General features: G+C 45.9%; 19 protein-coding genes and 7 pseudogenes. 4 read left to right on the forward strand and 22 right to left on the reverse strand.

Annotation, left to right across the window (positions count from 1 at the left end; all coding sequences use genetic code 11):
• Window positions 1-35: 35 nt before the first annotated feature.
• The 15 genes and pseudogenes from CXB77_RS14985 to CXB77_RS15040 all read right to left on the reverse strand — a co-directional run bounded on the left by CXB77_RS14985 (window position 36) and on the right by CXB77_RS15040 (window position 18,516).
• Window positions 36-5,123 (reverse strand): diguanylate cyclase domain-containing protein, encoded by a 5,088-nt coding sequence (locus tag CXB77_RS14985; protein ID WP_197711076.1) that lies wholly within the window; start codon window positions 5,121-5,123, stop codon window positions 36-38.
• A gap of 57 nt (window positions 5,124-5,180) precedes the next feature.
• Window positions 5,181-5,513: a DHHA1 domain-containing protein gene (locus CXB77_RS24720; protein ID WP_431520736.1), complete on the reverse strand. Its 333-nt coding sequence runs from the start codon at window positions 5,511-5,513 to the stop codon at window positions 5,181-5,183.
• A 96-nt stretch (window positions 5,514-5,609) separates the two neighbouring features.
• Window positions 5,610-7,778 carry an alanine--tRNA ligase gene (alaS, locus tag CXB77_RS14990; protein WP_431520737.1) on the reverse strand — a complete coding sequence of 723 codons (2,169 nt, stop codon included), beginning with the start codon at window positions 7,776-7,778 and terminating at the stop codon, window positions 5,610-5,612.
• A 31-nt stretch (window positions 7,779-7,809) separates the two neighbouring features.
• Window positions 7,810-8,256, reverse strand: a complete 447-nt coding sequence (locus tag CXB77_RS14995) for a regulatory protein RecX (protein ID WP_172452693.1) — start codon at window positions 8,254-8,256, stop codon at window positions 7,810-7,812.
• Window positions 8,257-8,279: 23 nt separating this feature from the next.
• Window positions 8,280-8,702: pseudogene (locus tag CXB77_RS23230) on the reverse strand (recombinase RecA); the annotation flags it as partial.
• A gap of 345 nt (window positions 8,703-9,047) precedes the next feature.
• A pseudogene (locus CXB77_RS24025) lies at window positions 9,048-9,809 on the reverse strand (intein-containing recombinase RecA); the annotation flags it as partial.
• Window positions 9,786-10,397 (reverse strand): annotated as a pseudogene (gene recA, locus CXB77_RS23240) (recombinase RecA); the annotation flags it as partial. The pseudogenes CXB77_RS24025 and recA, both read right to left, overlap by 24 nt.
• 229 nt (window positions 10,398-10,626) lie before the next feature.
• Complete coding sequence (locus CXB77_RS15005) at window positions 10,627-12,204, reverse strand: glycosyltransferase family 39 protein (protein WP_105074513.1); 1,578 nt, start codon at window positions 12,202-12,204, stop codon at window positions 10,627-10,629.
• Between the two features lie 97 nt (window positions 12,205-12,301).
• A complete protein-coding gene (gene rffA, locus CXB77_RS15010; RefSeq protein WP_242445746.1) occupies window positions 12,302-13,378 on the reverse strand; it encodes a dTDP-4-amino-4,6-dideoxygalactose transaminase in 1,077 nt (358 codons plus the stop codon).
• Between the two features lie 10 nt (window positions 13,379-13,388).
• A pseudogene (locus tag CXB77_RS24725) lies at window positions 13,389-13,574 on the reverse strand (DapH/DapD/GlmU-related protein); the annotation flags it as partial.
• Window positions 13,575-13,936: 362 nt separating this feature from the next.
• Complete coding sequence (locus tag CXB77_RS15020; protein ID WP_105074515.1) at window positions 13,937-14,326, reverse strand: GtrA family protein; 390 nt, start codon at window positions 14,324-14,326, stop codon at window positions 13,937-13,939.
• A complete protein-coding gene (locus CXB77_RS15025) occupies window positions 14,323-15,033 on the reverse strand; it encodes a WbqC family protein (RefSeq protein ID WP_105074516.1) in 711 nt (236 codons plus the stop codon). The genes CXB77_RS15020 and CXB77_RS15025 overlap by 4 nt, the downstream gene beginning before the upstream one ends.
• On the reverse strand, window positions 15,030-15,593 hold the full coding sequence (locus CXB77_RS15030; protein WP_105074517.1) for a hypothetical protein: 564 nt from the start codon (window positions 15,591-15,593) through the stop codon (window positions 15,030-15,032). Before CXB77_RS15030 ends, CXB77_RS15025 begins: the two co-directional genes overlap by 4 nt.
• Before the next feature lie 6 nt (window positions 15,594-15,599).
• Window positions 15,600-16,562, reverse strand: coding sequence for a glycosyltransferase family 2 protein (locus CXB77_RS15035; RefSeq protein ID WP_172452694.1), 963 nt, complete (start codon window positions 16,560-16,562; stop codon window positions 15,600-15,602).
• A 64-nt stretch (window positions 16,563-16,626) separates the two neighbouring features.
• A complete protein-coding gene (locus CXB77_RS15040) occupies window positions 16,627-18,516 on the reverse strand; it encodes a hypothetical protein (RefSeq protein WP_146108845.1) in 1,890 nt (629 codons plus the stop codon).
• Window positions 18,517-18,736: 220 nt separating this feature from the next.
• On the opposite strand from CXB77_RS15040, the gene hoxE reads away from it, so the two are divergent.
• The 4 genes and pseudogenes from hoxE (at window position 18,737) to CXB77_RS24730 (ending at window position 21,075) form a co-directional block, all read left to right on the forward strand.
• A complete protein-coding gene (gene hoxE / locus CXB77_RS15045; protein WP_105074520.1) occupies window positions 18,737-19,231 on the forward strand; it encodes a bidirectional hydrogenase complex protein HoxE in 495 nt (164 codons plus the stop codon).
• Between the two features lies 1 nt (window position 19,232).
• Window positions 19,233-20,838 (forward strand): annotated as a pseudogene (locus CXB77_RS15050) (NADH-ubiquinone oxidoreductase-F iron-sulfur binding region domain-containing protein).
• Window positions 20,835-21,026 (forward strand): DUF29 family protein, encoded by a 192-nt coding sequence (locus tag CXB77_RS15055; RefSeq protein WP_105074521.1) that lies wholly within the window; start codon window positions 20,835-20,837, stop codon window positions 21,024-21,026. Before CXB77_RS15050 ends, CXB77_RS15055 begins: the two are co-directional and overlap by 4 nt.
• Window positions 20,986-21,075 (forward strand): DUF29 family protein, encoded by a 90-nt coding sequence (locus tag CXB77_RS24730; RefSeq protein WP_431520752.1) that lies wholly within the window; start codon window positions 20,986-20,988, stop codon window positions 21,073-21,075. The genes CXB77_RS15055 and CXB77_RS24730 overlap by 41 nt, the downstream gene beginning before the upstream one ends.
• Window positions 21,076-21,128: 53 nt before the next feature.
• Here CXB77_RS24730 and CXB77_RS24735 read toward each other — a convergent pair.
• From CXB77_RS24735 to CXB77_RS22270, 7 genes and pseudogenes are all read right to left on the reverse strand, one after another.
• Window positions 21,129-21,903: pseudogene (locus tag CXB77_RS24735) on the reverse strand (TatD family hydrolase).
• Window positions 21,904-21,916: 13 nt separating this feature from the next.
• Window positions 21,917-22,289, reverse strand: a pseudogene (locus tag CXB77_RS15065) (PilZ domain-containing protein).
• Between the two features lie 85 nt (window positions 22,290-22,374).
• Window positions 22,375-22,683 carry a DNA polymerase III subunit delta' C-terminal domain-containing protein gene (locus CXB77_RS22250; protein WP_242445747.1) on the reverse strand — a complete coding sequence of 103 codons (309 nt, stop codon included), beginning with the start codon at window positions 22,681-22,683 and terminating at the stop codon, window positions 22,375-22,377.
• Window positions 22,680-23,027, reverse strand: coding sequence for a hypothetical protein (locus tag CXB77_RS22255; RefSeq protein ID WP_347338181.1), 348 nt, complete (start codon window positions 23,025-23,027; stop codon window positions 22,680-22,682). Before CXB77_RS22255 ends, CXB77_RS22250 begins: the two co-directional genes overlap by 4 nt.
• A complete protein-coding gene (locus CXB77_RS22260; protein WP_242445748.1) occupies window positions 22,940-23,209 on the reverse strand; it encodes a hypothetical protein in 270 nt (89 codons plus the stop codon). Before CXB77_RS22260 ends, CXB77_RS22255 begins: the two co-directional genes overlap by 88 nt.
• A complete protein-coding gene (locus tag CXB77_RS22265; RefSeq protein ID WP_242445749.1) occupies window positions 23,127-23,303 on the reverse strand; it encodes a hypothetical protein in 177 nt (58 codons plus the stop codon). The genes CXB77_RS22260 and CXB77_RS22265 overlap by 83 nt, the downstream gene beginning before the upstream one ends.
• A 209-nt stretch (window positions 23,304-23,512) precedes the next feature.
• Entirely contained in the window at window positions 23,513-23,770 is a 258-nt protein-coding gene (locus CXB77_RS22270) for a hypothetical protein (RefSeq protein ID WP_242445750.1), read from the reverse strand.
• Window positions 23,771-23,807 lie beyond the last annotated feature (37 nt).

Here is a 23,807-nt window from a genome sequence, read left to right on the forward strand (position 1 = left end):
TTAACAATAAAGTCTAGTAATAAATCAAAATTTAATTAAAAACTCGCTTGATTCCGACCTTGATTTTTCGCTCGATACAGTGCTTCATCGGCATCAGCAATTAAACGCTCCGCATTAAAATTAACACATGGAATTAGGCTTGCTACACCTAAACTTAGAGTCACATGATCGCTGACTTTAGATGCCTTATGTGGGAGGGCAAGCAAATTGATCTGCTTATTTAAGTTTTCAGCAATAACGAGTGCCCCTTGTGCATCCGTATTGGGCAAAACCACTGCAAATTCTTCTCCGCCATAACGCGCAACAAAATCAGCAGCACGTTGCGGAACTTTAGCCAACGTTTGGGCTACTTGAATCAGACAATCATCTCCACCTTGATGCCCGTAACTATCGTTATACAGTTTAAAAAAGTCAATATCAATCATAATGAGCGCCAAAGGTTCTTGGCTTCTAAAATGTCTTTCCCACTCTGTGGCTAAATAACTGTCAAAACTGCGTCGATTTGCAATCCGCGTTAATCCATCTAAATGCGCAAGTTTTAATAATTCATCGTTAGCTTTTTGTAACTCCAGAGTGCGCTCGTTGACTTTTTCTTCAAGAGTTAAAGCATACTGTTGTTTTTCCTGATATAACGTGGCATTGATAATTGCAATTGCAGCTTCACCAGAAATGAGTTGTAACAATTCGACCCGTTCTTGAGTAAACACTCCCGCAGTCATCTTATTTTCTAAATAAACCACTCCCACCAATTCATTTTGATTCAATAAAGGATGGCAAAGCATAGAAAGTGGTTTTACTGACTGGATGTAATCATCTTGATGAAAATTATTTTTCGTTGCAATTGCTTCATCTAAAATGATGCCCGTTTTTGTGCGTACAACAAAGTTAAGCACTGACACCGGTGCAACTTGTATCAGTTCTTGTTTTGGAAAAACGACAAAGACGCCATCTTGAGCATGAATGGCAACTTCCAGATGTTCTCGCTGCAACTGTAGGAGTAAGCAACCACTTTCTGCACCAGCGTTCTCTAACAATATCTTCATCAAAGTTTGTAACAAATTTTCTAAGACAATTTCACTTGTAATTGCCTGACTCGCCTTCATGACGCTTGCTAAATCTAAACTATTATTAAAAGCTGACTGAGTGTGCAACGCTGACTGCGTGTGTGGAGTGGAGTTTTTTTCAAAGCGATAATTATAATTTTTCGCAGTAACTAACCCGGAATAGTTGTTTCGCAAATGGTTGACTTTTGCTGTAGCCCCCCAGAGTTCATAAAAATAGTATGCTTCCTGCATGTAAGTTTTTGCAATCATTGTTCTATCAATTGACAAATAAAACTTAGCTGCTAGTTCATACGCAATTGCTACATCGTTGATATAATCGTTTTCCCTCGCTAAGGCAATTGCACGATCATAAAACTCCATCGCATCTAAAGCCCGCCCCAGCACGCGATATTTTTCTGCTGTTACTAAATCAATTTTATGCTGATAATTCATCGGGGCATGACTAGCCCAATGCTGTTGTAAAATAGTTTGATTGTCTTCAACTAAAGATAATGCTTCTTCCGCTCCTGATGCGTTAGGTTTGAGTTTCGCCAAAATGACAAGAGAATCATAAAAATAAAAAACGCCTTGAGTCACTAAACCCGCTCCTGACATTAAATTACGTCTACCTTCCGCAGCGTAATTCTGAGCTTGTTCGATGTCTTCAAATAAAAAGCAGAGCACTAACTTGTATAAATAAAAGAAATAAACGCCTACCAAATCTTTCTGTTCTAACAACTGCGGGAGAATTTCAGACTCTTGGAGCACTTCACCAGAAAAAAGAACAGGACTTTTGCTGAATCCCAATAAATTTTGAATCGCTTGCAAATAAATTCGACAATAATTTGCCGTGGTGAGCTGATTCATTTTTGCCAATTGTGTGACATAAGCGCCCGTTTCTTGCTGCACGTCTGCCAAAGGTTGGCCGCTCCAAAAACGAGCAAGACAATAACCATACGCACTATAACCGCTATATTCTAAATCACCTGTTTCTAACGCTGTTGTGTAGGCTTCTTGTAAAACAGCAGCAGTATCTCGGATATGATTATTTCTGTGCAAAATAAATAAAGCAACCACAGTTAATACCGACGCTTTTACAGGCATTGCATTAAATTTAGAAAGCACATTTAGGGCTAACTGACCGAATTTAATAGCCGTCTTAACGTCTTGAGAAAAGTTACACAGTATGGTTCCATAGGTTGAGTAGCTAAAACAAGAGCTTGGCGCATTACCTGATTGAATAGACAATTTGACCGTTAAAGAACCAATTAAAAAGAATAACAAAGAGCCAGCATTAAATGCTGCTGGCATAATTCTATTGCCGATTTCAATAATCGCCAGTTTCTCTTTGTCAGTCATAACGGGCAAATTAGATAAGTCTGCAACGTCTTTGTCCAGCAACGCCTGATTTTCTGCTATGGCTTTTTGCACATCATACGTTGTCGGAAAAACAGGAAAAGTGATATTAAATCGCTGTAAAATCTCCTGCCCAACATCTAAGGCTTTTTGTATTCTATTACGGGCAGCATTTGCTTGAATCCTGATAATATACACTTTCACTGCATCCAATACAGATCGTGCTTCTGTAATGACACAATCAATAAAATACTCCATTTGGTCAAAGTCAGTACACAGAAAAGCAAGCTCTGCTTGTAACTCATGAAAAGCCAAACTTATTTCATAGTGTTCATGCCAAGGATGCTCTCCCAATAACGACAGACCTAGCGTTGCATAGTCACGCGCTGCTTGATAAGCAGATGAATTGCGGGCTTTCTGACCTGCAATGAGATTCAGTTGCGCCAACAAATACTTTTCTGTTTGTTCCGTAATTAAAACTGTTCCTTGATTTAACTGATTCACCAGCTCGAAAATCTTTTCTTCTCTTGCAGATGGCGGTATTGTTTTTAACAAAATTTGCCCAAGTTGATAGTGGACAACGTGCCGCTGATCATCAGGAATAAAGCTATAAGCTGCTTGTTGGATGCGATCGTGAACGAATTTATATTCAGGTAACAAATAGTTAGGAGTATTTAACAAAGATAACTCAATATACTCCCTAGTATTTAAGGGCATGACTAAATTTTCTGATACGGCAACATCAAGATGATTAACAAGCTCTCTTAACTCTGTTGCCTCAAATGCGCTGACTAATGACAAGTCAAACTGATTACCAATTGCAGCACTAATTTTTAAAATAGCTTGAGTTTTTAGTGGTAGTTTTTTAATTTTACTAACCATTAGTTCTACGATGTTATCAGTAAAATTTCTATTCTCAATTGCCTGAAAATCCCAAACCCAACGCAAGGAAGTACGATCAAAACTAAGGAAATCTTCAGCATACAGCGCGTTCAAAAACTCGTTTAGAAAAAAAGGATTTCCGCCTGTTTTTAATAACACCATTTCTGTTAATTGTGTCACTTCTTCCGCTCCTGTTTTGAGCGCGTCACAAATTAACTGCGAAGAAGTGGCTAAATCTAATGCCGACAGTATCACCCGATTGATAATTGAACCATTTTTTGCAATTTCATCAATGGTCAGCACTAAAGGATGAGCTGGAAACACTTCGTTATCACGATAAGCGCCAATCAAAAATAGGCATCTAATTTCACCGCTCATCAATAACTGCATAAATTTTAGTGACGCGCTGTCAGCCCATTGCAAATCATCTAAAAACAGCACCAATGGATGTTCTGGTTGCGCAAATACTTGTGTAAAATTTTTAACAACAAAGTTAAATCGATTTTGCGCTTCATTTGCACCTAATTCTGGTACAGGTGGCTGCTTGCCAAGAATCAACTCTAACTCAGGAATTACATCAATAATCACCTGCGCATTTATTCCTAACGCACTTAATAACTTTTTACGCCATTGTTCTAATTCTGGTAAAGATTCGGTTAATAAGTTTTTAATTAACTCGCCCAAGGCCTGGACGACGGCACTATAAGGGATATTGCGCTGAAATTGATCAAACTTTCCTGAAATAAAATAACCTCTTTTTTCAGTAATTGGTTTGTAAATTTCCCGCACTAATGCTGACTTACCAATGCCAGAATATCCAGCAATTAACATTAACTCAGAACTGGGCACAGCATCTTTAGGATGACTGACGCGCTCAAAAGCAGTCAACAGGGTTTCTATTTCAGATTCTCTGCCGTATAATTTTTGAGGAATTTGAAACTTATCAGAAAAGTCTTGCGTGGCTAATTCAAAATTTTCAATACGACCAGTTGCCTGTAACTGCGCTAAACAGCGTTCTAAATCGGCTTTAATACCCAAAGCGTTCTGATAACGATCATCCGCATTTTTTGCCATCAGTTTTCTGACGATATTAGAAACTGCAACAGGAATGAGCGGATCAAGGTCAGTGAGATATGCTGCTTCTTTGGCAAGATGACAATGTACAAGTTCTAATTCATCTTGTGCAGAAAATGGCAATTTTTTCGTCAACAGTTCATAAAAAGTGACACCTAAAGAATAAAAATCTGTACGATAATCCAAACTTTTATTCATACGCCCAGTTTGTTCTGGAGAAATGTAAGCAAGCGTTCCTTCTAGGAGATTTGCATTTCTAAAAATGGAGTTTTCTTTTGTAAACTTAGTTGAAATTCCAAAATCAATTATTTTGAGTTGTGCAGTATCAGGACAAAACACAATGTTAGCTGGATTAATATCTTTGTGAATGATGTGATTTGCATTCAGTTGAACTAAACTATTCGCTATTTTGATAGCAAGCAATAAAAAATCCACTAACGATAAGTCACGATCACTCAGCAGCTCACTTAAAGAAGTTCCTCCAAAATCTTCTACGATAATAATAAAAGTATTTTGATGTTTTTCCAGACCATACGTTTTGATGACGCCGTCTAAATCTAACTGGCTTGTCAGCTCGTATTCTTGTTTATAACGCGCAATTTCTGAAGGTGTTGGATAGTTTTGTTTCAAAACTTTGAGAATGACTTTCTGTCCGTCCGCTGCTTTAATAGCGCGATAAATTTCTGAATTCGCACTTTCATAAAGCAGTGACTGCGTTTGATAACCTGATAAAAGCATCATGGTTTTTTTCACAAGTAAACCCGCCACTGCGGGCGGGATAACCAAACTATCGCCCCCTTTTGTTAGCGGGGGCGGAAAAGATTTTCAAAGATGGTTGTTGACCCAGTCGGCAACCAGCGCCAGCGCCGCCGGCAATCCAGCCGGATCAGTGCCGCCCGCCTGCGCCATATCGGGACGACCGCCGCCCTTGCCGCCAACCTGCGCTGCGACGACGCCGATCAATTCGCCCGCTTTGAAGCGATTGGTCAAATCTTTGGTCACGCCCGCCACTAAACTGACTTTGCCGTCAGCGACCGTCGCCAACACTACCACCGCTGAACCGAGTTTATCTTTCACTTGATCGAGCGTGTCGCGCAGCGTTTTCGGCTCCGCGCCAGCCAGCTCCACCGCTAACACCTTGATTCCATTCACCAGCACCGCTGACTCGCCACATCTTGCCCAGCAGCGGCCGCGAGCTTGGCTTTCAGTTGCGCCAGCTCCTTTTCCAAACGCCGACTGCGCTCCAGCAATTGCTCACGCGCTCGCCAGCATCTTCGCGCCCGCCTTGACCAATTCCGCCACGCGCAGCAGCCGCTCCTCATCTGCCGCAATTTCATTGAGCGCAGTCGCGCCGGTCGTCGCCTCAATCCGTCGCACACCCGACGCGATGCCCGTTTCGCTGAGAATTTTCACCAGCCCGATGTCGCCAACTGCCTTGACGTGCGTGCCGCCGCACAGCTCAGTCGAAAACTCGCCCATCCGCAGCACCCGCACCTGCGCCGCATATTTCTCGCCAAACAGCGCCATCGCGCCGGTCGCCTTGGCATCGTCCAAACTCATAATCCGCGTTTCGACCAGATGATTGGCGCGAACTTCGCGGTTAATCAACTGCTCAATGGTGCGCAACTGCTCGCGGCTGATCGGCGCAAAGTGTGAAAAATCAAAGCGTAAGCGCGTCGGCCCAACCTGCGAGCCTTTCTGCTGCACATGTTCACCGAGCACCTGCCGCAGCGCCGCGTGGAGCAAATGAGTTGCCGAATGATTCAGCGCGATGGCGTGACGGCGCTCGGCATCCACCCGCGCCGTTACTCGGTCGCCAACGGTCACTTGCCCAGCGGTGACGCGCCCGACGTGAATCACTGCGCCAGCGCCTTTTTTGTGCGTGTCCCGCACCTCAAACCGCGCCGCTTCCGTCGTCAGCTCGCCGCAATCGCCAACTTGCCCGCCGGATTCACCATAAAACGGCGTTAAATCAAGCACGACCAAACCGTCATCGCCGCTGTTGAGCGCGTCGCACGAGTGCCCGTCACGATACAGCGCCACCACCGTCGCCTCGTCCTGCAACCGCTCATAACCGCAGAAATCGGTTTGACCTTGAATCTGAATCTCCAGCGCCTGCCCACCGCCGAACTGACTCGCCGCCCGCGCCCGTTCTTTTTGCTGCGCCATCGCCGCCTCAAAGCCAGCCATATCCAGCGTCAAGCCGCGCTCGCGGGCGATGTCGGCAGTGAGATCGGTCGGAAAACCAAAGGTGTCGTAGAGTTTGAACACGGTCGCGCCGGGAATTTGCTGGCTCGTCAGTCCGGCAATCGCCTCGTCAAGAATCCGCATTCCGTGCTCCAGCGTTTCCGCAAAGCGTTGTTCTTCCTGCACAATCACGCGCTCAATCTGCGCTTGTTCCCTGACCAGTTCGGGATACGCGCCACCCATTTCCGCCACCAGCGCCGGCACGAGCTGATGAAAAAATGGCGTGGTGCAGCCGAGCCGATGCCCGTGCCGAATCGCTCGCCGCATGATCCGCCGCAGCACATAACCGCGCCCTTCGTTGCTGGGCGTCACGCCATCCGCAATTAAAAACGCCGTCGAACGAATGTGATCAGCAATCACGCGCAGCGATTTGTCAGCGGGATCGGCGCAGTCGGTCAGCGCCGCTGCCGCCGCAATCAGGCGTTGAAATAGGTCAATGTCATAATTGCTGTGGACGCCCTGCAACACTGCCGCGAGCCGCTCCAGCCCCATGCCGGTATCAACCGACGGACGCGGCAGCGGCGTCAAATGCCCTTCAGCATCGCGGTTGAACTGCATGAATACGAGATTCCAAATCTCAACGTAGCGGTCGCCATCTGCGTCCGCTGAACCGGGCGGACCGCCAGCGATCTCCGCGCCGTGATCGTAAAAAATCTCCGAGCACGGTCCGCACGGTCCGGTATCGCCCATCGACCAAAAGTTGTCTTTCGCGCCGCAGCGCGAAAACCGCGTCGGATCAATGCCGATCTCGTGGAGCCAGATATTCGCAGCGTCGTCGTCGTCCTCAAACACCGTCACCCACAATCGCGCCGGCGGCAGCGCCAGCACTCGTGTCAAATAATCCCACGCAAAACCAATGGCTTCGCGCTTGAAATAGTCGCCGAAGCTGAAATTGCCCAGCATTTCAAAAAAGGTGTGATGGCGGGCGGTGTAGCCGACGTTTTCTAAATCGTTGTGTTTGCCGCCAGCGCGGACGCAGCGTTGCGAGGTCGTGGCGCGGACGTAACTGCGGCGTTCACGCCCTAAAAACACATCTTTGAATTGCACCATGCCCGCGTTGGTAAATAGCAGCGTCGGGTCATGCGCGGGCACTAGCGAACTGGAAGCGACACGTTCGTGTTGGCGTTGGGCGAAATAGTCGAGAAAGCTGGCGCGGAGCGCGGCACTGGTGGTCATGGTCAAAACTTCTCGCAAATATCCTGTCTAATCAGCGCAGTATGCGCACAATTAAGTCTGTCGGAAAACCGCGCTGTTCGAGAAAACGAGCGCGGCGGCCATAATCGGCGCGGTCAGTCGGCGCGGTATTTCCAAATCGCCGTTGATGAGCAGCAGCAATACACTCCGCCCATTCATTTTTTACCGGTTCGAGCGCCTGTTCAATTAGCGTTCCGCTTAATCCTTTTTCGCGCAATTCGCCACGAATACGCAGCACACCAAAACCTTTTTTCATACGCTCGGCAATGTAATGTTCAGCAAATTGCGGTTCATTGATGAAGCCCTGTGTTTCAAGTTGATTGAGGACTGGATCAATGGCACTTTCAATAAAACCGCGTTGAAGCAATTTGCGCAGCAATTCGCGCTGCGTGTGATCGCGTTGCGCCAGTAAGCGCAGTGCGCAGTTTTCAATATCAATTGGGGAATCAAGCGCGGTCATTGCAGCAAATTGTGCATGACGATTTAGTCATCTTTTGTTGATTTGTTCGGCGGCAATTCATCGGTCACTGCGGGTAATAATTTGGCGCGAATTTTAGCTTCAATCGACTGGGCAATTGCAGGATTCTCGCACAGGTAATTGCGCACATTATCCTTGCCTTGACCAATACGAGTGCCGTCGTAACTATACCAAGCACCTGATTTTTCGACGAAACCTTCCGCAACGCCGATGTCAATGATCTCGCCTTCGCGGGAAATACCGTGTCCGTACAAAATATCAAACTCAGCTTGACGGAATGGCGGCGCGACCTTGTTTTTAATGACCTTGACTTTGGTCTCACTGCCGATCACTTCATCGCCTTTTTTGATATTGCCGGTGCGCCGAATATCCAATCGTACTGACGCATAAAACTTCAGCGCATTGCCGCCAGTTGTGGTTTCTGGTGAATTATGAACGGCAACGTGATCAATCAAATAACTATGATTGCCAGCAACTTCTAAATCAAATCGCGTGCGATGACGCGGCGTCGCGGGGCGGATTTCTTTGCGTGTGATACGCATCGGAGCAGTTTTAAGCTGTGTGCGGGCATCGAGACGATGACCATTCAAATGCAGGTCAGAAGTATCGGGATGCCAATTAAAGCGTCCACGAAAATCAGGATGGAGTTTGTAATCAAGCGACGGATGCACATAAGGCGCAATCTTTTCATGCAATTGCTGCGTACGCTCGCCACTAAATAATAATGAACGCTCGCGCACTGTTGGACGTCCCATTCCAAGCTGTTCTAAACGATCCGCTAAACGTTCTTTATCATCTATTGATAAACTCATGCACCCAATCTCGGCTTTACCATGTCCCCAATGTTCATAAGAACCCGAAAATGATCCGTCATCGCAATACCAAACCGCGACAGCGCGAGCATCAAGCGCAGATAACATGCCATCACTCACTCGTCGCCCTTGGGCGCTATAGGCTTGACGATGCAATCCCACCAGTTGCCCCATTGGTAAAGTATCAAAACCAATACCATTACCTGTTGAGCCAATACGATTGGCAAACGGTGCCAGCATTTCATGTTTCCAATCACAATACTCGCGTTGTTTTTCACCGTGACCCACACGAAAAGCAACATTGGATTCTGATGCAAAACGCAGCGATCCGTCGCCAAGAACACCACCTAAAATCAATTGGTTTTGATCTTCAGTGAGTGCGTAATGCTTCACCGCCACCATCACTTCATCACCGATATTAAGATCGCCAGCGCGACGTTCGCCATTTGGTGTAAAAATTAAATGATTTTCCGTACAAGTCAATTTACGCCGTCCTGAACCGCCGCCAGCTGCCACTTCAAAATAAAGCCATTCCTCGGTGTCACCATTGCGAAACCAATTCACCACTGGACGCGCCGATAATGCTCCAGTTGCTGGGTCCATTGATAACACTTCTACCGGCAGCCGTTGATTCACAATTTTGCCGATTTTTTCAGTGGTGCCATCTGCTAAAACAACGCGAGCGTGATAATCAAAACAGCCAAACATGACCCCAATTTTCATACGGATTTGGTTAATGAAAATCACGCAGCAATTGGAGCGATTGATATTGCCAGTTAATTTGCGCAATGCCTGCGACATTAATCGCGCATGAAGTCCCATGTGCGAATCGCCCATTTCGCCTTCAATTTCTGCTTTTGGCGTTAATGCAGCGACCGAATCAACTACAACAATATCCAGCGCACCAGAACGCACTAACATATCCGTGACTTCGAGCGCCTGTTCACCAGTGTCGGGCTGTGAAATCAGCAGGTCTTTCATGTTGACGCCGAGCTTTTCGGCGTAAATCGGATCAAGCGCGTGCTCGGCATCGACGAATGCTGCGGTACCACCAAGTTTCTGCGCTTCAGAGATGATGTGCAGCGATAACGTAGTTTTGCCTGACGATTCAGGACCATAGATTTCGATAACCCGTCCTTTGGGAACGCCGCCGATGCCCAGCGCCAAATCAAGACCGAGTGAACCGGTGGAAATCGCTTCGACATTGCGCACTCCGCCAGTGTCGCCCATGCGCATCACCGTGCCCTTACCAAACTGCTTGTCAATTTGTGCAAGTGCGGCAGTCAACGCTTTTTTGCGGTTTTCGTCCATCTTGATCTCCGTTAAGCGATTGATCCTAAAAATTAAATTGTAAAGTTGCCGTGTCCGGTGCGGGTCGACAAAGACCACTTTTACAACGCGGAAAGGCGGCGGATTATGGCACAGCCCAACGGATGGCGTTAGGTGTGCGCGGTGCGGGTTTGCCTCAGCGTCGGTGCTGTTACCGTGAGATCATCAATTGATATCGTTTGAAAATTACTCTCAACAGTATTGAAACGGATTATTGGTAGTTTGAACACGCATCTAAAGAAGACACTTTGTAAATAATAGCAGGGCTTGGTTGGAGTAAACTTTCAGTTTTACTAGCCAATAAATCAAAAGTGCTGTTAATGCCTACTGAGAAAAAATTTAGTATGGCTGGCTTGTCTTTGATTTTCGTACTTACTTCTTCACTCAAACAAGGTGATTTTTTGTCAAGTAATTCTTTAACTATTGTTCGCTCCTCTTTAGTAAACGTCTGCGTATCAAAAATTAAATAATTCCCCAGTTCTAATACGTCATTTTTTCCATTTTTCAGTTCATCCAACGATCTTATGTTCTTTTGAGCTGCATGACCTGTCACTCGCTTGAATAAAGCAAACATCTTAGCGTTAGTGCCAACAAAAACATTCGTGTCGTTGTGAGTCTGTGCAAAAGCATAAGTTGTCAAACTGTTAGCAGTATGTACATGAATTAGACGTTGTTCCATTCCAGCTAACACGATTGATGGTAAAATGAAAATTGTTAGCATAAGGGTGAGAAATTTGTTAGAAAGTATCGTAAGACCATAACCTGCTAACAGAGATAGTGGTGCAACGAAAATAAGCATGTAATTCGTTTGCTTCATGATAAAAGTTAGCGGTTCCCAAGAAATAATGAAAAGAGAAAATATGCACATTAAACCAAGACTCCACCAAATTAGGAACGGAATATTTTCGTTAGTTAAATGATGAGATGTAAAACGTTTCCATATCCATAGTACTAATGCAAACAAAGAAAGTGGTCCAAGCAGCCATGTGTGCCATATTTTTCCGAAAAGATAAACTAGATAGTAACTGGGATAAAAATAAGCATCTTCATTGCCCACTATTTTATCGAGTGAAGATTGATTGAACATCACGCGGAATACAAAAAGTGGATCTCCCGCAGCCCACCAGAAAAAAATCATGTTCGCTCCAACAAAGGTAGCAAAACCCGCTACCATCCATATCCAGCGAAAATTCCAGCGCCGAAATATCAGTGGGTATGTCAAAAAAACCAAAATATACAGAATAGCGACTATAGGCTTAACCCAGAAAACGAATCCCGCTGATATGCCAGCGAAAAGAAAACTTATTAGGTGATCATGTTTTTCACCCAACCAAAACAAAAGAAAACTTAGAGTAATAAAAAGGGCTAATGGAGAATCCGCCATTAACCTGCCGGCAAAATGGACATGAATTGGAAGCAGTGCTAATAACAGTGCTCCAATAAAAGCGATTTTATAGCCGAGCAAACGTGTTCCAAGTACTAACACCACAGTAACTTCTAAAACTGAACAAAGGAAAGACCACAAATTAGCTGAATACTCACTCGTTCCAAAAATTGACATCAACACGGCAACGGGAAGATTGATGCCGTAACGATTTGAACCTGCATATGAAGATACAGTCCAATTACCGTGAAGAACAGAGAATGCAGCTTCTGTGTAAGTGACTTCATCTGATCCTAAAAAACCAGTATAAAAAATGATTCTAAAAAAAATTGTTATAGCTATTATGCCCATTCCTAAAAACAGTAAAGTACTGTTTTTTACGGTGCCTGTCTCAATTCCTTTCATATAAAAAACCTCATTTTTTAATCAAATACTCAAAGTTATCAAACAATTTCAGCCAATACGTTCGAAATACTCCGCGCGACTTCAGCTTGTGATTCTTCTAAACCAATCCATAACGGCAACCGCACCAGACAATCCGCCAAATGTTCGGTATGAGAAAGATCGCCATGTGTTCGTCCGTAACGTTGCCCAGCAGGGCGCTATGTAATGGCACATAATGAAACACTGGTGAAATACCCTGTAATTTTAACCGAGCAATAAATTGATTACGGGTTTCTAAATCTGCCAGTAATAAATAATACATGTGAGCATTATGACTACATGCGGCAGGAATAATGGGGCGACGACACATACCCGCAGTTTCCGATGCCGCAAACCAGCGGTGATAACTGTTCCATAAACCAATTCGCCGCTGCGTAATGACATCTGCTTCTTCCATTTGTGCCCATAAAAAGGCGGCAACTAACTCGGACGGCAAATAGGAAGAGCCGAGATCAACCCAAGTATATTTATCAACTTGACCACGAAAAAATAGTGAGCGGTTAGTGCCTTTTTCACGGATGATCTCAGCACGCTCGGCAAGCTGCGGGTCATTGACTAATAATGCGCCACCCTCACCGGAAATGATATTTTTAGTTTCGTGAAAAGATAAACAACCTAAATGCCCAATTGAGCCCAGCGCCCGACCTTTATAGCTGGCCATTACACCTTGCGCCGCATCTTCAATCACCAGCAAATCATGGCGTTGGGCGATGTCCATAATGGTGTCCATTTCGCACCCAACTCCAGCATAATGAACTGGGACAATTGCCTTGGTTTTTTCGGTAATGGCGGCTTCAATTCGGGTTTCATCGATATTTAGCGTGTCTGGGCGAATATCCACAAACACCGGTATTGCTCCACGCAGCACAAACGCATTCGCTGTAGAAACAAAGGTGTAAGACGGCATAATCACTTCATCGCCCGGCTGGATGTCAGCCAAGATCGCAGCCATTTCTAATGCTGCGGTACAGGAATGAGTGAGCAGCGCCTTACTGGTTCCCGTGCGCGTTTCTAGCCAAGCATTACATTGTTTCGTGAACTGACCATCGCCTGCCAAATGCCCATTCGCGTGAGCTTGGGCGATATACCAAAGTTCTTTACCGGTCATGTAGGGCTTATTAAATGGAATTTGCATCGTTTAAATCCCTGTTTTTTATAAAACGTGCTGGATTACCAGCCACTATTGTAAATGGAGCAACATCACGAGTGACCACGCTACCTGCGGCAACCACCGCTCCATCTCCAATACTTATCCCTGGTAATAATGTTGCACCTGCACCAATCCAAACGTGATGCCCTACCGTGACACTTGCAGCTTGGTCAGGAAGATCAAGTCTGTGGTAATCGTGCGTGGCACTAAGCACCCTGACCCGAGGTCCAAAGGCGCAATGATCACCAATTGTTATCTGTGCTTTATTGGTAGCCAGCATCGAGCCGTAGAACTCACATCCTCTGTTTATCCAAACTCCATTGCCAATACTGATCTTCCATGGATAGCGAAAATAAGTCTGATAATCAATCATTGAATCAGACCCTAATTTTGCAAGCATGATTTTGAATATCCAGTAACGGAATGGATGCGGAAGCAATTCTAATATGATTCGCAGTAGATTTTCGGCGAAGGAATACATGCCAAAAAGTAGGCGCTTTAGATGTATATTTAACGCATTTAACGACATAATTTTCTCGGAATTTAATCTTTTGTACGCAAATAGTTAAAAACCCAAAATTTTTGTCCTAAAAAGAAAAAGATCGCCATGTAAAAAATAAGACCCGCCATAACCCATTGATGGGGTAACTTAATATAATCGACTAGCAGCATAATTGCTAGAAAGTTGATAGCATAACCAAGAGCATAGAGGGCAGCATAACGAGCGAGTGCGGGCGCTGCGGCTCCGCCAAATTGAAATGACCAATCTTTGTTGAAAAAGAAAGTTTGCAGAATTCCTAACAGGTAAAGCCAGGTCATCGCTGTTTTAGGACCAGCACCTAACCAAATGGCAGAAAGATAAAGAAAATAACCAAAAGCATTACTTGCAACACCGACTAAAGCATATCTTGAAAGTTGAACATGCCATTTCATATTGGTTGAGTCTCGCTTTTACGCCATCCCCAGATGTACCAAGGTGCGTCGGAACCAACATTGAAAATAAGGTCAAGAATCGAAACTCCATGCTCAAACGGCGGAAATCGCTGTGGATATTCGGGATAACCTGAGTAATCCTTCCAAATCAATTCAATGTTTGCTTCCGCGAAACGAGAAGGATCAATATAATCTTTTGCAGCCGGACCAGAAATATATCGATCTGCTTCAGCTTTAGTAACCAATTCTAGGAGTCTTTCGAGCTTCAGACCCGAGAGGTTGTAATCTCTGGAATCTCGGAACTCTGTCTTGATATTCAGAATTTCACTTGAAATTGAGCGTATCAAGGTCTGGTTTAGAACAGAAAGGTTAGTCCACTTTTGCCCAAGATAAATATCCTCAAAAAAATCTCGATAACTGGCAAAATATGGTGATTTTCCATAATGTTGTTGAATTGTTTTCCAGTGTTTCGCTTGCCAAGAATAATCTTTTATTTGCACTTCACAAATCAAACGATTTGAATCAGTACCTACTGGAATTGTAATCCATTCTAATCCTCTTGGTGTTTTGATTTTATTTCGATTACGCCAATCATTTTTAGTAAACTGAAGATCGTCATAAAAGATAAATAGATCGGCATCGTGGATAAGATCAAAGTAACCTTTCCAAGGAATGTAGTTGGATTGGAGGATAACGACATTTTTCATAAATTTAGCGTGTAACGTGTAAGCATTTTTATGAAACTTTCATCTGGAACTGTGCAATGGTCAGCAATTACAGCACCTGCACCAACAAAGCTATGCGAACCAACATTGACGAATCCGCATAAAGTGGCATTAGGTGAGATAAACGTATTTGCACCAACTCTAGTGTCATGGTTAATACATGTGCCAGGCCATAAAACAGTTAATGCGCCAAGTTGAACACGAACATCTACAATCGCTCCAGCCATCACCATAGCGCCTTCTCCTATCTGCGCAGTATCAGCAACATAAGCGCGTGGATGAATTAGAATAGGCGATTGATAACCTATCAATTTAATTTTTTCCCACACAGACCAACGCGCAAGTAAATTTTTATAGCCTACCGCTACAGCAATACCATATTGAGAAGGAGGATGTGAATGTGAAATAACATCAAAACTACCCAAGATATTAGAACCCATGCTATAATCATCCACCATTCCCACAACATCATGCCCACAATGCCGTGCTAATTCCGCAACTGTTGCAGCAAATTCTTTTGACCCATAAATTAATAAACGCATGTTAAATTAATCCTTAACTATTGTACTAGTGGCTCTGCCTACCATAAATAACGGTCTCTTCGATGATTTAAAGTTCATCCGTCCTAGATATTCGCCAAAGATACCTAAAACCAATAGTTGTACCCCACCGAACAGCAAAATTCCTGCCATGATAGATGCGTAACCAGATACGTTAATGCCACCGATAAAAAATCGCCCGATAATGATAGTGAACCAAATCATGCCAATAGCAAAAGCTATAATACCTATCCATGTCGCCATTTTTAGTGGAAGGTCAGAAAAAGTAACGAAAATATTTATAGTATGAGTGATGAGCTTTCTGAAAGTGTAATTACTAACGCCATAGGTACGTGTTCCATGCGGAACCTCGACGGTGGTATAGCTATTAGTAAGCCAAGATAAATATCCGTCTACAAAAGGAAAAGGAGAATCAAACTGAGGAAGTGTGCGGGCAACATCACCACGAATCATACGAAAACTTGTATAAGCATGATTCAAAGACGGAATAGCTTTACTAAACAACCAGCGAGCAGTGTGAGATGTGATATTGCGCCAAGATTTATGAGTACGTTCAGGATAAACTCCATAAACTAAATCATACCCTTCCAACGCCTTTTTGTATAAATTTGGCAGATATTCTGGCACTTGTTCTAAATCATCATCTAAGGTTGCAATCCACTTACCCCTAGAATGAGCAAAACCGCAAATTGTGGCAGCATGTTGACCAAAATTTCGATTGAGTTGTATGCCACGCACCCGACGATCTTCTTTAGCCAGTTCTTCGATGATATTCCAAGAATTATCACCACCGCAATCTTCCACTAAAATTAACTCAAAATGCGGATCAATCGTTTCCAATACCGCAGTAATTCGACGATGTAATTCGCGCAGCGTATCTTGTGAACGATACACAGGAACCACGACCGAGATAGTCGGGTTTGATGGTCGCTGAATGTCTTGATCGTTCACAATGACACCTGTACTATCCAAGTTGTTCAACATTAAATTCAGTTTTGATCCGTGTTCTATGATTTTAGCGGTACGTTAAAATAACGTTTTGTGATGCTCCGCGCAATTGAATAAACGGGTTAGGATCATCACCAATAAATACCGGATCAATTGTGCCTTCCGTAACTTGCATTCCAGGAAGATAATGATATTTGAGTGTGATGGAGTCGCCTAAAACAGCTTTGAAAACCAGTCGATTTGCATCTCTTGCAACAAGTTCTCCCGCCCCTGCTAAAAAGAAACTGTGCAGACGCTGTACCTGATAAAACTTCAGTTGCTTCCATTCGTTAATACAAACGACGCCGTTTAATTGGTCAAAATAACGCTTGCTTTTTTCCGAGTGGGCAATGATCCAGCCGATATTGTAGCGATCAAAATACTCGTGCATTTTTTCTGGTGAAATCTCTGCGATTGGCTTCGTAAATGCCTTTCCATCCCAGAAAGAAGCAAAGCCAGTTTGCACATATGGTCCGCCAACAAACTCACGTTGGCTTTTTAATGCAAGTATTCCAGCAATATGACCGCCATCATGGATTCTTCCGAGCGAGGTTTCAAATAGGACTCGTGCTGAATTATCGGTGTTAGTATTCAAAAAACTCAGAATATGATCTGCATATTCTCCTTGATGACGCGCCTGCGGTGGATGTTGACCATAATGTCCAATGTTAGCAGATGAAACCTCGCGTCCCATTTCAACGACACTGATTGTAAGTCCAATCGCAAGCAGACCAGCACTTGCACGAGAGATTGCTCGTCGCCATGTTTTCTCGTGTTGTAATGCGTTGCAAAAAATTTCCGCAATGCTTACTGCCGCGGGCAAGGCAAGAAATAAATAGGCAACTGTAGTAAATCGATTCGGCTGGGTAAGTTTCCCTAATACGTCGTTATCGCCTGCCGTATAAGCATATAGGAGCCAGAACACGCCAACGCCAGAATAGGTTAAAAGTAACCGCCGTTGGCTGCTGAAATAGGCTAAAAAGAATCCTAAGATAACAGCCAGCGCAATTGGCGTATTGATTCTTGCTCCGTTGGCTTTATCCCAAATACCAAGAAGAGATTTAATCACTAAATCGCCGCCAGTCGCCCGTTGATAAAGATCAAAAGTCTCTTGTATTTCCAGTGGATTCATAAAGTAGTATAACCAACCAACATTCAACAGGATGCCAATAGCTGCTACCGCTAATAACGCGGTTAACCCAAACTGCCAATGAACAGCTTGCCTATTTAAGGCAAGATAAAAAATTAAAAAAACAGTTATTGGCAGTGGGAACAAAGGATGACTAAAAAAGAGAAATGCGGCAACTAATCCTAATGCCACTGTAGCAATTAATGTTTTGGTAAACGCTTGCGTCAGTAACCGCACCACTAATGCTGTAAACGGAAGCGATGCAAAAGCAATAAAAATAAATGAGACCATGCCAGCGGTGTGAAACCAGCGAAATATACCCGTCCACCACAATAGCAAACCTAGCGCCGCGCTGATTGCGATTGCATTGCGCTCAAAGCGTAAAATAATTAAAGTGAGTGGTAAACAAATGCTGGCAATAAGAGAAACGGCAAAGGTATACAGTTTCCAAATGTCTGCTGCTGTCAGACTGCTTGGTAGAATATTCGCTAAAAATGCTGGCAATCTGTCGCTATGGTTAAGCGCAAAGCCGGTGGCTCTACCCGCAGCAAAAAAAGGATCATATCCAACCGAACCGACTGCTGCTCCCATTGCAACATTGTATTCGTGAAAAGGGTTGTCAATGTATAATAAACTTGCCGAACCAAATAGTTCAGATAGTGGAAAGGTTTGGGCAACCAGAAAAAATTGTAATGCAAAAGTTAGACCAAGAATCACTCCAATTACAATGACGTTTGGAGTAAACTTAACGGAGTAAAATAGCCTTAAATAGTTGGCTTTTTGTGACATGATTACCTGCCTTGATTAACGATAAAATCGAGCTGTAGTCGTCAGAATATCGATTCTTTAGGCAGTCAGGATACTGCCACTAGCTCACTGCTAACGCAACGCTTTTTTATAATTGCTAGAGATAAGCGTATACAACTGATAGTGCGGTGAACTTCGTAGGATACCGAAAAAGAAAATTCTTCATCAAATAATTTAAAATCAATTGCCCACAGGAATTGCCATGCAACAGCCACAACCCAAACCACCATTACCCGACGACGATAAACGCTGGAAACTCGTTAACGCGACGATGCGCCGACATGGTTACGCCGATCACGCGCTCATTGAAACGCTGCACAGCGTACAAAACGCCTTTGGTTTTCTGGACGAAATTGCACTGCGTTTCGTTGCTGCATCGCTCGATTTGCCCCTAAGCAAGGTTTTTGGCGTGGCAACCTTCTATCACATCTTCATGCTCAAACCGAAAGGTCGCCACACCTGCGTGATTTGCACCGGGACTGCGTGTTATATCAAGGGCGCAGGCGCATTGCTCGACGGCATTCACGCCCGCTACGACATCAATTCCGGTGACACCACTGCCGATGATCGGTTATCACTGCTGACTGCCCGCTGCGTGGGCGCCTGTGGACTCGCGCCAGCAGTAGTGCTCAACGGCGACGTGCTGGGTAAGCAAAACGCCGCGACTCTCGTTAACTCCTTGGAGGCATTGGACTGACATGCACCCAGAAGACCTCGCTGAAAAAGCGGCGCAATTTCGCGCCGAAGAAGCTGCCATCAAACGCGAAGTGCGCGTGTGCGTCGCAGCCAGTTGCCAATCCTCCGGTGCGCTGCCGGTATTTGAGGCACTGACACAAGCCTGCGGTGACGGCGGCGGTACCTGCCGCATTAAAGGCGTCGGCTGCATGGGCTTGTGTTCCGCCGGACCGTTGGTCGCAGTCGCAGATAAAAATTGTGATCTCGCAGATTCAGTGCTTTACCGCGATGTCACGCCCGAAGATGCGTCCGACATTTTGCACAGCGTCTGCGGTGCGCCAGTGGAACGGCTGCGCTGCTCGACTGAGCAACCATTTTTCGCCCGCCAGCAACGCATCGTGTTGGAAAATTGCGGCATCATCGACCCCGATAGTTTCAAAAGTTACGTTGCTGCTGGCGGTTATGCCGCACTGGTCAAGGCGCTGAGTGAAATGACTTCTGCCGAAGTGTTGCGTGAAGTGACCACCAGCGGACTGCGCGGACGCGGCGGCGGTGGTTATCCAACTGGGCTGAAATGGTCAACCGTCGCCAAAACGCCCGGCGCAGAAATATGTGATTTGCAACGCCGACGAAGGCGATCCGGGCGCATTTATGGATCGTGCCGTGCTCGAATCTGATCCGCATCGCGTGTTGGAAGGAATGATGATTGCCGGGTACGCCATTGGCGCCAGCAAAGGTTATGTCTATGTTCGTGCTGAATATCCGCTGGCTGTCGAACGACTGCAAACTGCCATGCGCACTGCCAAAGGCGCAGGTTTTCTCGGTCATCGCGTCGCCGATACGCAATTTAATTTTGAAGTGGAAATTCGCCTCGGCGCTGGCGCGTTTGTCTGCGGCGAGGAAACGGCGCTCATGGCGTCGATTGAAGGCTTGCGCGGTCAACCGCGTCCGCGTCCACCGTACCCAGCCGAATCTGGGTTATGGGGCTGCCCGACGCTGATTAACAACGTCGAAACCTTCGCCAATATCGCGCCGATTATTCGCAATGGCGGCGAGTGGTTTGCGGGCATCGGCACGGAAAAATCGAAAGGAACCAAGTGTTTGCGCTGGCTGGCAAGATTCAGAACACCGGACTGATTGAAGTGCCGATGGGAACCAGTCTGCGCGACATCATTGAAATCATCGGCGGCGGCATTCCCGACGGGCGCACCTTCAAAGCCGTACAAACCGGCGGTCCTTCTGGCGGCTGCATTCCAGACGCGCATCTCGACATCGCAGTCGATTATGACAGCCTGAAAACACTGGGCACGATGATGGGATCGGGCGGCATGATCGTGATGGATGACACTTCGTGTATGGTCGATGTCGCCCGTTATTTCATGGAATTCTGCATGACCGAATCGTGCGGCAAATGTATTCCATGTCGCGCTGGAACCCAGCAAATGCACGGGCTATTAGAAAAAATCACCAAAGGACAGGGCACAACTGCCGATTTGGCCTTATTGGAAGAATTATGCGAAGTGGTGCAAGCCACCAGTTTATGCGGGCTGGGGCAAACTGCGCCCAATCCAGTATTAAGTACGCTGCGTTATTTCGCGAGAATACGCAGCAAAGTTGGTGAGTGAATGAATCACGATCAAGATTTCTATCAATGGTCAATCAACTGCGCCGAGCAATTGCGAACGAGTCATCTCGCTGGTTTGGATTTGATCCGTATTGCCGAGGAAATTGAAGATATGGGACGCAGTGAAAAACATGCGCTAGCAAGTCATTTTCATACTCGAAACCGGTTTACCGGCTGCAACTTTTCCAACTGATTGCCCGTTTACCATTGCGCAATTGCTGGATTCTGAATACTGGCTTTAATTGCGATTTGCGCATTCCACTGACAACTCAGAAGATAAAAACTCTGCTCAAAGTTAAGCGAATGGAACATTAAATAACCGTTGATAATTTTCCCGCACAACGGCGGCAAATGCTGGCAACGTCATCCCATGAATATCCGCCAGCACTGCCGCAATCAACGGAACAAAATGCGGTGAATTGGGTTTGCCACGATGCGGCGCAGGCGCTAAATACGGCGCGTCGGTTTCGATTAAAATGCGTTCTAATGGAACACGCCGCGCTACTTCGCGCAATGCGTCCGCAGTTTTGAATGTCACCACGCCCGAAAATGAAATATAAAATCCTAATTCTAATCCCGCTCGGCAATCTCCCAACTGTCGGTAAAACAATGAATTACACCGCCAATCTCGTTGGCGCGTTCCTCAGTTAAAACACGAATAATGTCAGCTCCCGCATCGCGGTTGTGAATAATCAGCGGTTTGCCGCAAGCCGCGCTGCGGCAATATGAATGCGAAACCGTTCATGCTGCCAAGTTAAATCGCCGCTGCGATAATAATCTAATCCCGTTTCGCCAATTGCCACGCAACGCGCCTCGGTCGCTAATTCAACCAATTGTGCAACTGTTACTTGAAACGCCGGCTCATGATTGGGATGAACGCCAACGGAAACTGCGATTTGTGGAAATGGATCAATCAATTGGCGCATTGCTGAATAATGCTCAAGATCAATTGCAACGCAGAGCATTTGCGTTACTTCTGCCGCAGTGCATTGTGCAATAAAACCGGCAAAATCTCCGTCATACGGTGTGAGATCAATGCGATCCAAATGGCAGTGAGAATCTATTAACATGGCAGTTCAAAACTCAAATTACATGGTGTGTGGGGCGATCAGAACCGGCTGATCCTGCGAGATAGGCTTCAATTTTGCGCCGAGCGCCGCCCTTATCTTGTTCACTGAATTGGACTCCAACGCCAATAGAACGATTGCCTTCTGCGCCCGGTGGCGTGATCCAAATGACTTTACCAGCCAACCGGCAATCGGTCGGTTTCATCCATCAATTGCAGCAGCAAAAAGATTTCATCGCCGAGCTGATAGGATTTGGTGGTCGGAATAAATAAACCACCGTTTTTAATGTAGGGCATAAACGATAAATACAGTGCGCTTTTATCTTTGATGGCAAAGCTCAAAATACGCTGTTGACCGCTTAATGAACCCAGAGAATTTGGCATATTCATTCTTTAAGATTTCCTGTGCACTACGTTAATTTGTGCCCATTCAATTGCTAATGATTCTAAAATAAGCAGCGAATTGATATTGGCATTAAGCTGAATTTCCCGCTTCTAAAATCCGCCGCAATAAACGATGTCCCGCAGCGGGTGAAATGCGCCCAGCCAGCGCGGCAAAATCGCCCTGATGATCGGGATTATTCAATCGCGGCGGCTGCTGCGCGACCATCAGCCGCAGCAGATCGCACAGCCAACCGGCGAGCCAATCCAACATTTGCGCTGCGCCCTGCGTGTTCCAAATCGCTGCTTCAGCAACCGGATCGCGGGTTTTGGCGGCAATGGCGAGAAATCCCGTCAGTCGCAAGCGCCGTTGTTCAAGCAGTTCATCGTTGAATTCGGTCAATGCCGCAGCGGTGCGCCGTGCGCCAGCCGCAACCGCAAGGTTTGATCGCGTTGCGTGGTGTGACTGCGCAGCCACGCGAGCGCGACGGTTTCGGCGGGAATCGGCACTTTGAGGTGCTGGCAGCGACTGCGAATCGTCGCCGGCAATTGCCCGATGTGCTCGCCAATCAAGCATAAAATCGTGCGCCCAGCAGGTTCTTCCAGTGTTTTCAGCAGCGCATTGGCCGCCGCAGTGTTGAGACGATCTGCGGGATCAATCAACACGATTTTGCGCGGTGCGCGACTTGGCGTGAGCGATTCGTGCTCAGTGAAAGCGCGAATGGTGTCAATCGTAATGAGTTGGATTTGGCTTCGGGATCAGGACCGAGACGAGTGAGATCGGGATGTGTGCCCGCAGCGAGCAGATGACAGTCGGCGCAAGTCCCGCAGGGTACGCCGTCATGGTCACAGTGGACACAGCACGAATGCGCTAACTGCTCGGCAAGCAAGCGTTTTCCGACACCACGGACCGCTAATGAGCAGTCCATGCGCCAGCCGATCTGCGGCGCGAGCGGTTTGTAAACCTGTCCAAATTTCGGTTAACCAAGGTAAAGCAGCAACAGAAAGTGCGGGTGTGGTCATGCGCTGGTCCAGAATTGATTCATTTCGATGTTTAGTTGCAGTTGGAAGCTCAGTATTGGTTCACAATGATAAATCTGCATTGCCGCTCCCGACTGGTTCCGTATTCTGCTTAGGGCTGCGCGTTAAAAAAGTTGTCAGTTATCAGTAAGAAATGTCATTACCGACGATTGAGAATTAAATCAATATTTGCGTTTTCAACTGCGCAGTTCCTACTGTTTTTTATCACCATCGGTATTGGAATCTCTGCGCATGTCCGCGATCACTTGGCTTAAATCACAACGCCCACTTGCCGGTCGCGCCCTCGCGCACACCATTTGGCTCAACACATTCAACGGGTTGCTGGCCATCGCGCAAGCATGGTGTTTGGCGGTCATTCTCAACGCGGTGATGTTTGAAGGCGCAGACCTCGTCGCAGTACAACGCTGGCTGCTGAGTTTATTGGGATTGCTGGCAGTACGCGCAGTCATTGTGTGGTTGGGTGAACGCGCTGCTTTACTGCGGCAG

Origin of the sequence: Chromatium okenii (assembly GCF_002958735.1) — a bacterium.
Classification (GTDB): domain Bacteria; phylum Pseudomonadota; class Gammaproteobacteria; order Chromatiales; family Chromatiaceae; genus Chromatium; species Chromatium okenii_A.